General features: G+C 71.7%; 14 protein-coding genes. 3 read left to right on the top strand and 11 right to left on the bottom strand.

Annotated elements, in window-relative coordinates:
* Window positions 1-57: 57 nt before the first annotated feature.
* Complete coding sequence (locus C2L59_RS31385) at window positions 58-894, bottom strand: NAD(P)H-binding protein (RefSeq protein ID WP_103353145.1); 837 nt, start codon at window positions 892-894, stop codon at window positions 58-60.
* A gap of 108 nt (window positions 895-1,002) precedes the next feature.
* Between C2L59_RS31385 and C2L59_RS31380 the strand changes: the two genes are divergently transcribed.
* On the top strand, window positions 1,003-1,707 hold the full coding sequence (locus C2L59_RS31380; RefSeq protein ID WP_103353144.1) for a TIGR03089 family protein: 705 nt from the start codon (window positions 1,003-1,005) through the stop codon (window positions 1,705-1,707).
* Window positions 1,708-1,710: 3 nt separating this feature from the next.
* Here the strand turns inward: C2L59_RS31380 and C2L59_RS31375 are convergent, their stop codons facing one another.
* From C2L59_RS31375 to C2L59_RS31355, 5 genes are all read right to left on the bottom strand, one after another.
* Window positions 1,711-2,151, bottom strand: coding sequence for a DoxX family protein (locus tag C2L59_RS31375; protein ID WP_103353143.1), 441 nt, complete (start codon window positions 2,149-2,151; stop codon window positions 1,711-1,713).
* Between the two features lie 114 nt (window positions 2,152-2,265).
* Complete coding sequence (locus C2L59_RS31370) at window positions 2,266-3,078, bottom strand: DUF1206 domain-containing protein (RefSeq protein WP_103353142.1); 813 nt, start codon at window positions 3,076-3,078, stop codon at window positions 2,266-2,268.
* Between the two features lie 101 nt (window positions 3,079-3,179).
* Entirely contained in the window at window positions 3,180-3,608 is a 429-nt protein-coding gene (locus C2L59_RS31365; protein WP_103353141.1) for a hypothetical protein, read from the bottom strand.
* 69 nt (window positions 3,609-3,677) lie between these two features.
* Window positions 3,678-4,607: a triacylglycerol lipase gene (locus C2L59_RS31360; protein WP_103353140.1), complete on the bottom strand. Its 930-nt coding sequence runs from the start codon at window positions 4,605-4,607 to the stop codon at window positions 3,678-3,680.
* A gap of 142 nt (window positions 4,608-4,749) precedes the next feature.
* On the bottom strand, window positions 4,750-5,907 hold the full coding sequence (locus C2L59_RS31355; protein ID WP_103353139.1) for an acyl-CoA dehydrogenase family protein: 1,158 nt from the start codon (window positions 5,905-5,907) through the stop codon (window positions 4,750-4,752).
* Between the two features lie 106 nt (window positions 5,908-6,013).
* On the opposite strand from C2L59_RS31355, the gene C2L59_RS31350 reads away from it, so the two are divergent.
* On the top strand, window positions 6,014-7,696 hold the full coding sequence (locus tag C2L59_RS31350; protein WP_199199339.1) for a class I adenylate-forming enzyme family protein: 1,683 nt from the start codon (window positions 6,014-6,016) through the stop codon (window positions 7,694-7,696).
* On the opposite strand, the gene purE is transcribed toward C2L59_RS31350, so the two are convergent.
* The 5 genes from purE to C2L59_RS31325 all read right to left on the bottom strand — a co-directional run bounded on the left by purE (window position 7,693) and on the right by C2L59_RS31325 (window position 12,947).
* Entirely contained in the window at window positions 7,693-8,190 is a 498-nt protein-coding gene (gene purE / locus C2L59_RS31345) for a 5-(carboxyamino)imidazole ribonucleotide mutase (protein WP_103353137.1), read from the bottom strand. The genes C2L59_RS31350 and purE overlap by 4 nt on opposite strands.
* Before the next feature lie 14 nt (window positions 8,191-8,204).
* A complete protein-coding gene (locus C2L59_RS31340) occupies window positions 8,205-9,389 on the bottom strand; it encodes a 5-(carboxyamino)imidazole ribonucleotide synthase (protein WP_103353136.1) in 1,185 nt (394 codons plus the stop codon).
* A 114-nt stretch (window positions 9,390-9,503) separates the two neighbouring features.
* The gene (locus tag C2L59_RS31335; protein ID WP_103353135.1) at window positions 9,504-10,712 is read right to left on the bottom strand and encodes a glycosyltransferase 87 family protein; all 1,209 of its coding nucleotides are present in this window, start codon (window positions 10,710-10,712) and stop codon (window positions 9,504-9,506) included.
* Window positions 10,687-12,030: a glycosyltransferase 87 family protein gene (locus tag C2L59_RS31330; RefSeq protein WP_103353134.1), complete on the bottom strand. Its 1,344-nt coding sequence runs from the start codon at window positions 12,028-12,030 to the stop codon at window positions 10,687-10,689. Before C2L59_RS31330 ends, C2L59_RS31335 begins: the two co-directional genes overlap by 26 nt.
* 71 nt (window positions 12,031-12,101) lie before the next feature.
* Window positions 12,102-12,947 (bottom strand): GGDEF domain-containing protein, encoded by an 846-nt coding sequence (locus C2L59_RS31325; protein WP_103353133.1) that lies wholly within the window; start codon window positions 12,945-12,947, stop codon window positions 12,102-12,104.
* Between the two features lie 270 nt (window positions 12,948-13,217).
* Here C2L59_RS31325 and C2L59_RS31320 point away from each other — a divergent pair, with 270 nt between their 5' ends.
* Window positions 13,218-15,455 (top strand): sigma-70 family RNA polymerase sigma factor, encoded by a 2,238-nt coding sequence (locus tag C2L59_RS31320; protein WP_103353132.1) that lies wholly within the window; start codon window positions 13,218-13,220, stop codon window positions 15,453-15,455.
* The last annotated feature ends 47 nt before the right edge of the window (window positions 15,456-15,502 follow it).

Raw genomic sequence — 15,502 nt, 5'->3', positions numbered from 1 at the left:
GCGGCGCCGCCCCCGCCGCGGCGCCGCTGCTCCGGGCCTCCCCTGGGGTCCCCTGCGTCAACTGAAGTCGGCGCGGTGCTCCTCCGCCCACTGCCGGAAGGTCCGCGGCGCGTTCCCCGTCACCTCACGCACCACGTCCGTCACCGCCGACGGCTCCTGCACCGTCCGGGCCCAGGCCCCGAGGACCGATGCCGGCACGTCCGCGGGCCAGCCCAGCGCCAGCATCCGCTCGATCGCCTGGTCCGCCGTCAGTTCTTCGACCCGCAACGGCCGGCCGAGGACGTCCGAGAGCACCGCGGCCTGCTCGCGGAATGAGATCGGCTCCGGGCCGGTCAGCGCGAGCGACTCCCCGTCGTGCGAGCCGTCGACCAGGATCCGGGCCGCGACGTCGGCGATGTCCCGCTCGTGGATCGCCCCGATCCGCGAGTCCGGGTACGGCGTGCGGACCACCCCTTCGGCGATGTCCGCGCGCCAGCCCAGGGTGTTCGTCGCGAACGCGCCCGGGTTCAGCGCCGTCGACGCGAACGACCCCGCGGCCAGGGCCTGCTCGACTGCGCGGTGCAGCCCCGCAATCCGGCTCTGCGCGGCATCCGGTTCGAGCGTCGCGGCCGACGACAGCAGCACCACGTGCCGCACCCCGGCCGCTTCAGCCGCCTTCACGAACCCTTCGACGCCTTGCGGCCGCGTGTACAGGAAGGCCGCGGAGACGCCGTCGAGCGCGGGCTCCAGCGTCGAAGCGTCTTCGAGGTCCGCGCGCACCTTCTCGACGCCGTCCGGGACGTCGAGCTTCGAGGTGTCGCGACTCGACGCACGCACGTCCTGACCTGCGGCGACGAGCGCGTCGACCACCGCGCGCCCGACGTGTCCGGTGGCTCCGGTGACGAGAACGGACATGCTGTCCCCCAGCTCTCCAGATAAGTTTGCTTTCAAAGCAAACGTACTGAGGTCCGAGATCCGGTGTCAACCGGCAGACCGCGTGGTCCGCGCTTTAGCCTTGTCCACATGAGCCTGACCGACGAGCTGCTGCGCCCGCTGCCGGCCGCCCAACCGTTGATCACCCACTACGACGACCAGCTCGGCAGCCGCGTCGAGCTGTCCGTGGCGACCACGGCCAACTGGGCGGCGAAGACCGCCAACTGGCTGACCGAGGAGTTCGACGTCGAACCGGGCGACGCCGTGGCGGTGCAGCTCCCGGCGCACTGGCAGACCGTCGGCGTGCTGCTCGGGGCGTGGTGGTGCGGGGCGCGGGTGGTGACCGAGGGCGCCGGCGCGCGGGTGGCGTTCGTCGGCCCGGACGACCCGGAACCGACCGGCGCGGCAGCCACCGCCGTCGTGACGCTGGACCCGATGGGCCGCGGCCTCGCCGAGCCGCCCGGCGGCGGCGCGTTCGACTACCTGACCGAGGCGCGCACGGCGGGCGACCAGTACCGCCCGCTCTTCCCGGTGCCCGGCGACGCGGCCGCCCTCTTCGACTCCACTGTGGACGAAGTGCTGGCCGAAGCACGAGCCCGGGCGGCGAAACTCGGCCTCACCGCGGACGACCGGGTGCTGTCCACCCGGGACTGGAGCGGGCCGGAGGGCATCCTCGACGGCCTGCTCGTCCCCCTGGCCGCGGGCGCGCACCTGGTCCACGTGAGCAACGCGGATCCGGCGAAGCTGGATGCCCGCCGTGATGCCGAACGCACCACGGCGGACCTCCCGGCGTAGCCGTCAGGCGTTGGCCAGTTCGCCGGCCTCGGCGGTGCGGCGGGCGCGCTTGCGGCCCCACAGCAGGTGGTCGAGCGAAAGCCGCCCGCCGTTGAAGCCGAGGGCGAGCCCGGCGAGCGCGAGCACCAGGACCAGCTCGTAGCCGCCCTGGCCGGTCAGGCCGTTGTCGATGTGCACCGAAAGCAGCGCGCCGACCGAGATCACGACGTACCCGATGCCGACGAGCGGCAGCAGGAAGCCGACGATGAACGCGATCGAACCGAGGATCTCCACGGTCATCGCGAAGACCGCGGCGACAGTGGGCAACGGGATGCCGGTCATCTCGAAGAACTTCGCCGTGCCGCCGATGCCGTTGTTCCACTTCTGCAGCCCGTGCGCGAGGAAGACGACCGCGACGCCGATCCTCCCCAGCAACAGGGCCACGTCCTTGAATCGTCCGAACATCCGGTTTCAGCTCCCGAGTAGGTGAAAGTTCAACTGACCCGACCCAAAGTAGGGCACCGGGCACCTTCACCCGAAGCTCCGGAGCGTGATCGACAGGAAACCGACAGGAGCCGCTCAGCGCTTGTGCGCCCGGGCGGCGCCGAAGCAGTAGACGCCGAAGGCGGCGAGCCCCAGGGCCACGATGATCAGCAGCACGGTGCCGAAGGGCTGCGCGGCGAGCGTCTTGAGCGCGGCGTCGAGACCACCCGCCTTGTTCGGGTCGGCCTGGAACCCGGCGATGGCCAGCAGGATCGCAACGATGCCCAGCACGACGCCCTTGGCGAGGTAGCCTGTCGTGCCGACCCAGCCGATCCAGCGCTTGGTCTTGCCGGGCAGCTCGGACGTGTTGAGGTCTTCGAGGAACTTCTTCTTCGCGCCCTTGACGCCCGCGGCGATGGCGACCCCGAGGACGCACGCGGCGGCGATGACGACCAGCGCCGGCCCAGCGGGCAGCTGGAGCAGCTTGGCGGTGAACTCCTGCTGCTTCTGGTTGCCGGACCCGCCGCCGCTGCCGGTGGCGATGCGGATGGCTGTGACGCCGAGCGCGATCACGACGACCCCGCGCGCGGCCGCACCGATCCGCTTGCGCGTCCGCTTGCCACCGCTGACCCACTCGTAACCGGTGGCGGCCATCAGGAACTGCCAGAGCCCGAACAGGATCAGCCCGATCGCGACGACCCAGAGCAGGACCTGCCCGAACGCCGTCGAGCCGATCTGCTGCAGGGCCCCCTTCTGGTCCGCCTGTTCGCTGTCACCGAAGGCGACCTGCAGGGCGAGGTAGGCGATGACGAGGTGCACGACGCCGTAGCACGCCATCCCGACGCGCCCGAGCAGCTGCGCGGTGTTGCTCTTCTCGCCTCTTTCGGCGGTGGCCTCTGTCCGGTTCATGCTGTCTGGGGTACCCAGGCCGGCCCGTGATCAGTTGCGCCGCATGGCCCAACGTCGTTGCGGCGTTGGGACGACAACGGACGGAACCGGCAACCGCCCGGCTACGGCCGGTCGCGGCGCCACACGTCGTCGAGGCCGGTCCACCCGCCGTTGACGGCGAGCACGGCGAGAACCCGCTCGGCCTGCTCGGCAAACCGCGCGAGATCGTCGTGCAGCAGCTCCGCGCGGGCATCGTCAAGGGGCTCGAAGTCGTCGAACCAGAACCCGATCGCCGTCCCGGCGGTGACCACCAGCCCCTGCACCAGCCGCAGGAAACCGGCCGACGGCTCGCCCACGGCGGCCCGGTACCCGGTCTCGATGTCATCGCAGGCGGCAAGCAGTTCCCGAAGCCGCCGGACGGCCCCGGCCGGCGTCCCGTCCCAGGAGGAGCTGGGCCACCCCCGATCGTACAGTTCGAGCCACAGCCGCCAGCCGGCGACGAGTTCGGCTTCGTCGTGGGGCGTCCAGGACGCGGGAACCGGCCAGTACACAGCTTCGAGAGTGACACCGGCGAAGCGGAAAACCGCCCCGCCGGTGGGTTATGTCTCATGTGGCGAAGCTCAGCTGATGACGGGCGCCACGGGAACGCAGAGCGGCGGCGTGGCGTGCGCGGGATCGAGGGCGTTGAGCACGAGCCCGGCGGCGACGGGGTCGTAGGTGATCCCGAGGTGATCGGTGAAGTCGAGCCCGCACACCTTCTGCAGCAGGATGTTCTTGACGTTCGCCGCGGGCGCCAGGAAGGCGCTGGAGTACGGCGTCACCACATCGTCGTACCGGGTCTGGATGACGGTGTACTGGATCCCGGGCACGGTCTCCCCACCGGCGTTGAGCGCGGTGAGGAACCCGGACCCGACGGCCTGTTCGTTGCAGGCCTGGCAGACGGTCCCCAGCGCGGCGGGCACCCCGGGAACCCTCTCGAGGGTGCTGAGAAGCCCGAAGAGATCTGTTCCGTGGTTGGAGGGCGACAGCCCGACGACCCGGCTGATCTTGTCCGCACCCCCGAGGTACTTGATCCAGTACCGGACGTTCATCCCACCCTGCGAGTGCCCGACGACGTCGAGCTTCGAGGCCCCGGTGGCGGCGAGGATCCGGTCCCCGAAGGCGGCAAGCGCTTTCGTGGTGTCGGCGATGGGGCCCACGGTCTGCAGGAAGGCCCCGGGAGCCCCGCCGAAGTTCCCGGCGAAGACGCAGTACCCGGCCGAGGCGAGCCGCTGGGACAGGTTGGCCCAGTTCTCGTAGGCGTTGGCGGTGGTCCCGTTGGAGAGGAGAACGGGATTGGGGTGCCGCGAGCTGGGCCGGCACCCCCAGTCGTTGGCCCCGGGAGGAGCGAGGGTCGGATCCCCCAGCGAGTAGACGGCAGCGGTGAGGATGTTGGGCTGAACCGGCCCCGAGGGCTCCCGTTCGGCAGCCAGGCCGGTCCCGGTCCCCACCCCGGCCAGAGCCACCGCAGCAGCAGCGGCCATGACGAACCTGCGCATCGTTGCGCCCATCCGTTTCACCTCTCCGTGAACCGACGGTGACCAGCATCACCAAGAGGCTTAACGCACGAGTAGCCGGCGGGAAGCTCACCCGACCGAGTGATCCCCGCCGGCCGTCGTCACCAGCAGGCGCCGGGGTGGCGGCCCCCGGAAATCAGCCCTTCAGAAGAGCCCGGGCCATGACCACCTTCTGGATCTGGTTGGTGCCTTCGTAGATCTGGGTGATCTTGGCGTCCCGCATCATCCGCTCGACGGGGAAGTCCCGCGTGTACCCGGCACCACCGAAGAGCTGAACCGCATCGGTGGTGACTTCCATGGCGATATCCGACGCATAGGCCTTCGCCGCCGAAGCCATGAACCCGGCTCGCTTGTCCCCCCGCTCGGACGCAGCGGCCGAGGCGTAAACCAGATGACGAGCGGCCTCGATCTTCGTCCCCATGTCAGCCAGCATGAACTGGACACCCTGGAACTCGGAGATCGACTTGCCGAACTGCTTGCGGTCCTTCACATAGGCAAGAGCGGCATCCAGCGCGCCCTGGGCAATGCCCAGCGCCTGAGCCCCGATCGTCGGCCGGGTGTGGTCCAGCGTCCGGAGCGCGGTCTTCAGCCCGGTCCCGGGCTCACCGACGATCCGGTCCTCGGGAATGGTGCAGTTTTCGAAGTAGATCTCCCGGGTGGGAGACCCCTTGATCCCCAGCTTCTTTTCCTTGGGCCCCACCGAGAACCCCGGGTCGTCCTTGTGCACGACAAAAGCCGAAATCCCGTTGGCCTTCTTCTCGGCCTCGGGATCGGTGACGGCCATAACGGTGTACCAGGAGGACTCACCGGCATTCGTGATCCACGCCTTGGTCCCGTTGAGCACCCAGTGATCCCCGTCCAGCCGGGCCCGGGTCCGCATCGAAGCGGTGTCCGACCCGGCCTCCCGCTCCGAAAGGGCATAGGACGCGGAAGCCTCACCGGAAGCGATCGAAGGCAGCACGAGCTTCTTCAAGGACTCCGAAGCCGACAGGATGATCGGCTGGGTACCCAGCTTGTTCACCGCCGGGATCAGCGACGCGGAAGCATCGACCCGGGCCACCTCTTCGATCACGATGCAGGCGCCGACAGCGTCGGCACCCTGACCGTCGTACTCCTCACCGATGTGCACGGCGTTGAACCCGGACTTCACGAGCGCGTTGTAGGCCTCGATCGGATAGCGCTCGTTCTCGTCGACCTCCGCCGCGTACGGCGCGATCTCCTTTTCGGCAAGGGCCCGCACGGCGGCCCGCAGCTCCTCGTGCTCTTCGGCAAGCTGGTACAGGCCGTCGGTCACTTCCGGTCACCTTCTCTGCAACGTCGGGAGGGGGTCCGTCGATGTTAGCGCTCGTTCACCTGGGTCGTCCTTGTGGCGTTGACCGCAGAATTCGTATGGTCGAGTGATGCCGATCACCGCGCCGACGCCGCCGCCCGGTCTGCCCGCCTCCCTCGACTACCCCGAACTCCCGGTCGGTTCGATCCTGGCGGCGGGTGCCGCACGCTGGGGCGAGCGGACCGCCTTCGCCCACGACGGGCACAGCCTCACCTTCGCCGAGACCTACCGCGCCGCCTGCCGGTTCGCCAACGCGCTGCGCGCACGCGGCATCGGCCGCGGCGACGTTGTGGCCCTGCACCTGCCGAACTGCCTGGCGTTCCCGGTCGCCTACTACGGCACGCTGCTGGCCGGCGCCACCTTCAGCCCGGCGAACCCGCTGCTCCCGCCGGACGACCTCGCCTTCCAGCTCGCCGACTGCGAGGCCGCGGCGGTCGTGACGTTCGGCCCGGTCGCGGCCGCCCTGGCGAGCGTCGCCGACCGCATCCCGGCGCGGTTCACCGTCGTCGTGCAGCCCACCGGCGACCTGCCCGAGGGCGCCGTCGAGTTCGAGGCGTTCGGCGCCGACCAGCCCGAGACGCGGCCGCCGGTCGAGTTCGCCCTGGCCGAGGACCTCGCCCACCTCGCCTACACCGGCGGCACCACCGGCCGGTCGAAGGGCGTACGGCTGTCGCACCGCAACGTCGTGGTCAACACGCTGCAGCACGCCTGCTGGGGCTCCGGCTCGGTCCCGGCGCTCGACGCGCACGGCGACGTCACGCTCGACCAGCTCGGCAGCGAGGACGAGTGGCCGACACGCCTGGGCACCGGCGTCGCGATCAACCTGACGCCCTGGTTCCACGCGATGGGCATCATCGGCGGCCTCAACGCGGCGGTGATCGCCGGCACGACGATCGTGCTCCACTCGAGGTTCGACCCGGCCGCGTACGTCGCCGACGCCGAACGGCTGCGCATCACCGGCATCGGCGGCGCACCGGCGCTGTTCGCCGCCCTCCTCGCGACGCCGTCGTTCCACACGGCCGACCTGTCGTCGGTCCGCTCGATCGGCTCGGGCGCGGCCCCGATGAACCACGCGATGATCAACGCCCTGCGCGAGCGGTTCCCGGGTGTGGTGGTCGCCGAGGGCTACGGCCTCACCGAGGCGACGATGGGCGCGGTGATCTCACCGACGTACCGTTCGGGCACCCGCAAGGTCGGCTCGGTGGGCGTCCCGATCTTCGACACGCAGGTCAAGATCGTCCCGGCCGAAGGCGGCGAAGACCCGCTGCCCGCGGGCGAGAAGGGCGAGGTCTGCCTGCGCGGCCCGCAGATCATGCTCGGCTACCGCAACCGCCCGGAGGAGACGGCGGCGGCCCTGGTCGACGGCTGGCTGCACACGGGCGACATCGGCATCCTCGACGCGGACGGCTACCTGTCCATCGTGGACCGCAAGAAGGACATGCTGCTGTACAAGGGCTACAACGTGTTCCCCCGCGAGCTGGAGGAGCTCCTGATCACGATGCCGGGCGTCGCAGCGGCCGCGGTGGTCGGCCGCCCCGACACCGAGGTCGGCGAGCTCCCGGTCGCCTTCGTGGTCCCGCGCGGCACCTTGGACGCGGACGAGCTGATGGCCGCGGTGAACGCCAAGGTGCTGCCGTACAAGCGCTTGCGGGAGGTCCACGTGGTCGAGCAGATCCCGGTCTCGGCCGCCGGGAAGGTCCTCAAACGCGAACTCCGGCAGCAGCTGATCGGCAAGCTGGACCAGCCCGGCTAGTGGCCGGTCTTCTCGCGCAGGGCCGCGTCCTTGTCGAGGACCAGCTTCTCCAGGTCCGCCTGGAAGCGCGCCATCTTCGCCCGCAGGCCCTCGTCCGACGCCGCCAGGACGCGGACCGCCAGCAGGCCGGCGTTGCGCGCGCCGCCCACCGAGACCGTCGCCACCGGCACGCCCGCCGGCATCTGGACGATCGACAGCAGGGAGTCCATCCCGTCCAGGTACTTCAGCGGCACCGGGACGCCGATCACCGGGAGCACCGTCGCCGACGCCACCATGCCCGGCAGGTGCGCCGCACCGCCCGCGCCCGCGATGATCACCTTCAGCCCCCGCGACGCCGCCGACGTCGCGTAGTCCAGCATGCGCTGCGGGGTGCGGTGCGCCGAGTACACACCGACCTCGTACTCGACGCCGAACTCGTCCAGCGCCGCGCCGGCCGCCTCCAGCACCGGCCAGTCCGAGTCGCTGCCCATGATCACGCCCACCTGCGGCGCCATACCCGTCACTCCCGTCAGTGGATCTCGTAGCCGTCGAGCCAGACGGCGTGGGACAGCCAGTGCGCCGACAGCAGCGCCCGGTTGCGCAGGTCGTCCATGCGCTCGCCGGTGAAGTTGACGTGCCCGAGCTTGCGGCCCGGCCGCTCCTGCTTGCCGTAGAGGTGCACCCGGGCCTCCGGGTACCGGGCGAACAGGTGGTGCAGCCGCTCGTCCGGCCCCATTTCCGGCAGCTCGGCCGCGCCCAGCACGTTCGCCATCACGCACGCCGGCGCGATCAGGTCCGTCCGGCCCAGCGGGTAGTCGAGCACCGCCCGCAGGTGCTGCTCGAACTGCGACGTGCGCGACCCGTCCATCGTCCAGTGCCCGGAGTTGTGCGGGCGCATCGCCAGCTCGTTCACCAGCAGCCCGGTGTCGGTCTCGAACAGCTCCACCGCCAGCAGCCCGGTGACGTCCAGCGTGGACGCGACCCGCAGCGCCAGGTCCTGCGCCTCGTGCACGCGCGAGTCGTCGAGCCCGGGCGCCGGGGCGAGGACCTCGGTGTTGATGCCGCCGGTCTGCACCGTCTCGACCACCGGGTACGCCGCCCCCTGGCCGAAGGGCGAGCGGGCGACGAGCGCGGACAGCTCCCGCCGCATCGCCACCTTCTCCTCGACCAGCAACGCGGTGCCCGCCGCCAGCAGCTCCGGCACGGTCTCGCGCGCGTGCTGGGCGGTGTCCAGCATCCAGACACCGCGGCCGTCGTACCCGCCGGTCGACGCCTTGAGCACCACCGGCCAGCCGTGCTCGCCACCGAAGGCCAGCACGTCGTCCACAGTGGACACCTCGGTGAACGCCGGGCCGGGCACGCCGAGGCCGGCCATCATCTCGCGCATCACCAGCTTGTTCTGCGCGAAGCCGAGCGCCGACGGCGCCGGCCGGATGAGGAAGCCCTCCATCGCCAGCGTCAGCAGGTGCTCGCCCGGCACGTGCTCGTGGTCGAAGGTGAGCACGTCGACCGAGGCCGCGAACTTCCGCAGGGCGTCGAGGTCGGTGTGGTGCCCGAGCGTGACGTCGCCGGCGACGAGCCCGGCGGCTTCGTTCTCGCCCGCGGCGAGCACGCGCAGGGACTGGCCGAGGGAGATCGCCGCCTGGTGGGTCATCCGGGCCAGCTGGCCGCCGCCCACCATGCCCACGACGGGCAGACCGGTGTGTTTGTCCATAACGCCGATCAGCCTACTGCGCCGATTTTTGACAATCCGACCGGCAGTCAGGGCGGAACAGGTGCCGTGGGCGGGCACGCTCCGGTCCGTGTCCGCCTGCTTTCGGCCGGATTGTCAAACGGTGACCACCTGCGGTGACCGCCGGACCAGGCGTAGCTCACGCGCCGCGAGCCCGAGGATCCCGGCCGCCGCCGCCAGCACGTAAAGGTTGCCGAGGACCGACCAGCCCAGGCCCCAGCCGAACTCCGTGCCGCCGCCGTTGGGCACCAGCATCACGATCTGCGACGCGAACAGCAGCCCGGCCGCCGCCGCGGCCCACCAGCGCGCCTTCACCACCAGCAGCGTGAGCAAAGGCACGCACCAAACCCAGTGGTGCGACCACGACACCGGCGACAGCAGCAGCCCGTAGAACGCCGTCACCAGCAACGCGCCCGCGTCTTCGCCACGCCGGTGCAGCCGCACGACCAGCCACACCGCGGGCCCGGCCAGCACCGCCGCCACCCCGACCGCCACCGCCAGCGACCAGGGCGCCAGCTCCGTAGCCCGGTTCACCAGCCCGTTGAGCGACTGGTTGAAGATCCAGTGCACCGACCCGACCCGGCTCGGGTCGGTCGCCGAATCCCGCCAGAACCGCGCCGCGTCGACCGGGATGACCGCGAACATCACCGCTTCGAGCGCCACGAACGTGCCCAAGGCCCGCAGCCCGTCCTTCCACCGGCCCGTGAAGAACAGGTGCGGCACGAAGATCAGCGGGGTCAGCTTGATCGCCGCCGCCACGCCGATCAGCACCCCCGCCCACCGCGACCCGCGGGCGGACAGCACCAGGACGTCCAGCACCACGAACGCCATCAGTATCAAGTTGATCTGGCCCAGGAACAGCGTCTTCCACACCGGTTCCAGGACCAGCGCGATGGCCGTTCCCGCCGGCAGCGCCCACCAGCTTCTTCCCAGAAGCGATGAGCCCCCCGGCGGCGACGAAACCACCGTGATGACGACGATAAGACCCACCACCGACAAAAACGCGATCACGCCCCAGACCAGGCCCGACGGCACGAGGGCAAGCGGCAGGAACAGCGGCGCGGCCGCCGGCGTGTAGGTGAACGGCAGCCGCACCCAGTCCGGCAGCGCGGTCAGCACGTCCCGCGTGTACAGCGGGTCGCCGTGCACCAGCGTCAACGCGCCCGCGCGGTAGACGGCGCTGTCCGCGCCCAGGTGCCACCCGGCCAGCCAGACGACCACGCCGAAGGCGAAGACGAGCAGCGCGAGAACCCCGGCGAGGACGCGACCGGCGCGCGCCTCAGACCCCGGCGGGGACGTCGGCATCCGCGGCCGCCTTCTTCCGCGCCCGCCGCTGCAGGCCCCAGCGCAGCGCGAGCGCGGCGGCCAGCACGACCGGCATCAGGATGTAGGCATCCCCCAGCACGTTCTGCCACACCTTCCAGTGCAGCTCGACGTTGCGGCCGTTCGGCAGGATCAGCAGCACGCAGCTGACGAACACGAACGCCACCAGGCCGGTCCCGACCCAGCGCTTCCACGCTGTCTTCGGGCTGGTCTTCGGCAGCCGCGAAACCAGCAGCACGATCAGCGGGATGACCCACACCCAGTGGTGGGTCCAGGAGATCGGCGAGATCAGCAGCGTCCAGAACGCCGTGACGAGCAGCGCGGCCAGCGCCTGGCCCTTGCGGTGGAACCGCATCAGCAGCCACAGCGCCGGGATCGCGAGCAGGAACCCGATGCCCATCGCCGCCTTCGACGCCCACGGCGCGAGGTCGGTGGCCCGGTTCATCAGCGCGTTCAGCGACTGGTTGCCCGCCCAGTGCACCGGCCCGATCCGGCCGGTGTCCGGCAGCGTGACGGTCCAGTACTTGGCCGCGTCGTGCGCGTTGATCAGGAACATCAGGCCCTGGAGCAGCAGGAACGTCGCGAACCCGCGGATCGCGTCCATCCGGCGGCCGGTGACGAACAGGTGCCCGAGGAACACCAGCGGCGTCAGCTTGATGGCCGCTGCGACACCGACCAGCACGCCGCCCCAGCGGCTCCCGCGGGTGCCGATGACCAGCATGTCCAGCAGGATCATGGCCATCAGGATCAGGTTGATCTGGCCGAGGAAGATCGTCCGCCACACCGGCTCAAGGGCGAGGAAGACCAGGAAGAAGACGATGGTCGAGCGGGCGGGCGAGGCCCACCAGCGCGGCCCGTCGGAAGCCGGGCGGGGCAGCGCGCCGATCGCGATCCGGATCGACAGCGCCATCGCCCCCAGCGACACGGCCGTGATCAGGCCCCAGGAGATCTGCGTCGGGAACGCGGCGAGCGGGACGAAGATCAGCGCCGCCGTCGGTGGGTAGGTGAACGGCAGCAGCGCCCACCACGGCTCGTTGGGCAGCGTGTTCGCGTCGTAGAGCGAGTCGCCGTGCAGCAGGGTCAGCGCGCCGGCGCGGTAGACCGCGCTGTCGACGCCGAGCACCCAGTCGTGCTGCCAGCCGTAGATGCCGTACCCGATCGCGACCAGCGGGATCACCGACAGGATCAGGATCGACCGCGGGCGGACGGAGAGGCGGGCGAGTGACTTCCGCAGGGCCAGCCGGTGCAGGGGTCTGGCCGCGACTTCGCCGTCGACGTCGGTGGATACGGTCCGGGTCACCCCATCAGGAAATCATGACCGGCCCGGTCGCGGTCGGAAGGGTCCTGGCGAAAGCGGGCTTTTCCGGCGTTCTACGCGCGCGCGAGGTGCGCCAGCAGGTCGCAGGCGAGCTCGTGGGTGGGCGGCAGCCGCACCGCCGACACGCGGGGCCGGCCGACGTCCGCCAGCTGCGCGTCGACCGACAGCCGCTCGTGCAACGCCCTTCGCAGCGCGACGCCGTGCGAGGCGACCCGCTCGTCCTTCGGAACCAGGGCCGCGACGACGGACGGCCCCAGCGAGGCGACGCTCTGCCCGCTGTCGAACACCGCCCGCAGCGCGTCGGCGACCATGATCATCCCGGTCAGCCGCGCGAAGCCGGCGACGGTGGCGAGGTCGAGCGAGACGACCAGCAGCACGTGGTCCTCCGCGGCGGGGCGCTCGCGCGCGGCGGCGGCGCGGTAGACCTCCTCGAGCCGGGTGCGCAGGTAGGCGGCGGTCGGCAGGCCGGTCAGCGGGTCGGTGACCTCGGTGTGCACCAGCTGGTCGGTGGCGACGTCCGCCCAGGCCAGCGCGGTGGTCCGGAGCAGCCGGGCCGGCGCCGCGTCGACGTCGGGGGCGACGAACCCGTCGCCGTCGTGGCCGAGGACGGCGTGCAGCGCGGCCAGGTCGGCGAGGGTTTCCGCGAGCCCGGCCCCGGCCGCCGCGCGGGCCCGGGCCAGCCCGGCCAGCGCGGTTTCGGCGGCTTCGACGCGGCCCTTGGCCATCACGGCCGCGCAGACGGCGTCGACCTCGGGCAGGGCCCAGTCGCTGGGGAACCGCCAGCCCGCGGCCAGGCTGGCCGTGCGCCAGCGGGCCCGCAACGCACGCAGGGAAGCGTCGCGGTCGGTTTTGGCGGGCGGGGTGTCTCCGGAACCGGGGCGCGCAGCCGGAACATCCACTGGTGGCCCGCCCCTTTCGTCCGCTTTGCCGCGATCTTGCTCGGCGCTTCACGGTGAGGACGTCGCCTGACGGGCACCGTGACGCGTACTGACCAGTTTTTGTCTTGCCGCTTTTCCGTGGCGTCAACCGGGGGTGGGTGATTTTGCTCCGCCGTCGGAGTCATCACCCCGACCACGACGTGACCAGCCGGAGAGGGTCAGTCACACTTGTCTCGCGTCCCGGATCGGCCTGTTAGGGCAGGTCCTGGCTCTAGCCGACCGAGGAGTGCCGTGTCCACCGTTCCCGCCGATCTCAGCGGAAAGAGTGACGCCGAGCTGATCGCGGAAGTTCGCTCCGGGGAGCTCGCGTCGTACGGGACGCTCTACGAACGGCACACCGGCGCGGCGCACAACCTGGCTCGTCAGCTGGCCCGTTCGAGCTCCGAAGCCGACGACCTCGTGTCCGAGGCGTTCGCCAAGGTGCTCGACACGCTCCGTGGTGGCAAGGGGCCGGACACCGCCTTCCGGGCGTACTTGCTGACCGCCCTGCGTCACACCGCGTACGACCGCACCCGCAAGGAACGCCGGGTCGACCTCAACGAGGACATGACCGAGGTCGGCGGCGCCGCGGCCGAGGCGCTGACCGTGCCGTTCTCCGACACCGCGGTCGCCGGGCTGGAGCGGACGATGGCCGCGAAGGCGTTCGCGCGGCTGCCGGAACGCTGGCGGGCGGTGCTCTGGCACACCGAGATCGAGCAGCAGAGCCCGGCCGAGGTCGCGCCGCTGCTGGGCCTGACCGCGAACGGCGTCTCGGCGCTCGCCTACCGCGCCCGTGAGGGCCTCCGCCAGGCGTACCTGCAGGTCCACCTGCAGGAGAACGCCGAGGAACGCTGCCGCGCCTGCGCCGAGCGGCTCGGCGCGTGGACCCGCGACGGCCTGTCGAAGCGGGAACGCGCCCAGGTCGAGAGCCACCTCGACGAGTGCGAGAACTGCCGGGCGCTGGCCGCGGAGCTCGCCGACGTCAACGGCGGCCTGCGCGCGGTCATCGCCCCGATCGTCCTGGGCGGCGCGGCGCTGGGCTACCTCGCCACCATCGGCGCCGCGAAGGCGAGCGCGGCCACGGCGGCGACCGCGGGCGCGGCAGCAGCCGGAGCCGCGGCGGCCGGTGGCAAGGCCGGTGCGGCCGCGGGTGCCGCGAGCGCGGGTCCCCGCCAGTTCGCCGGGGTCGCCGCCGCGGGCACGGCGGTCGTCGCGGCCGTCGTCCTCGCGCTCACCCTGGGCGGCGGGACGCAGCAGATCCCGGTCGCCGTCCAGGAGCCGCCGCCGTCGGCCCAGCCGGTCGAACCGCCGGCCCCGAAACCGCAGCCGCCGGCCCCGCCCGAGCAGCCACCGGCGCCGCCCGCCACGCCGTCGGTCCAGCCCGCCGCGCCGCCGGTCGTCCCCCCGGCTCCGCCCTCGGCGGCGCCGCTGTCACCCGCGCCGCCGGCTCCGCCTGCCCCGCCTGCCCCGCCCGCGCCGCCGGCCCCGGCACCGCCGTCGATGTCCGCGACGACCCCGCCGGACGGCGTCGAGCTCAGCCCGGGCACCGCGAAGAACGTGCCGATCACCGTCCGCAACGACGGCGGCAGCCCGTCCGAGCCGGTGGCCGTGGCTTTGAACCTGCCGCGGGGCGTGCACGCCGTCGACACGGGCGGCGGCGGCGCCCCCGTGGCGCGTGCCCAGGCCGGTGCCCCCATCTCGGTGAACTGCCCCGGCGGCGACGGCACGGTCACCTGCAGGACCGGCGCCGGCCTGCAGCCCGGCCAGAGCGCCACCCTGAACTTCCGCCTGCAGGCCGACGAGGACGCCGAGGGCGGCACGGTCACCGGCTCGGTCACAGCCGGCGTGCAGATCTCCGTCGACGTGAGCGTCAAGGTCACCGTGAAGCAGCCGCCGGACGGCGTGGTTCTGGAAGCGCAGGGCGACGGGCTTTCGGCGTTCCCGTGGACCCACAACCCGCTGGTCTACGTGCGGGTCCGCAACACCGGCGAGACGACGAAGCCGGTCACGGTCGCCTTCGACCACCCGCTCTGGCAGTGGTGGAGCCTGCGGGCCTTCCCGTGCACCCCGGCCGGCAACGGCGCGAGCTGCACGACGAAGAGCGCACTGGCCCCCGGCCAGCACGTCAACCTGTGGGTCCGGCTCAAGGGCCGCCCCGAAGACGGGCGCGTGACGATCACCGCCCAGCTCGGCAAGGCGTCGGCGAAGCCGGTCACGGTGGACTTCGGCTGCTTCCTGCACTGGTGCGACCACCACCACCCGACGCCGACGACCACGCCGTCGACCAAGCCGACCACGCCGGCCAAGCCGACGAAACCGACGTCGCCGAAGCCGACGCCGACCCCGCCGGTGACAACGAAGGCGGAACCCACGACCGAGCCGCCGACGTCGACGACCACGACGAGCGCACCCCCGCGGCCGAGCGGCAAGCCGGGCGACCGGCCGCCGACCGTCAGCCCCGAAACAGCTTTCGGCTGGTTGACCGGATAGCGCCGGAACCCGCCGGTGGATCCGGACATTCACGGCGGCTGGGCCGC

The sequence above is a fragment of the Amycolatopsis sp. CA-128772 genome (genome assembly GCF_002904295.1).
Classification (GTDB): Bacteria; Actinomycetota; Actinomycetes; order Mycobacteriales; family Pseudonocardiaceae; genus Amycolatopsis.
Note: the sequence above shows the minus strand (reverse complement) of the source record. Positions and strands in the feature narration are given on the sequence as shown.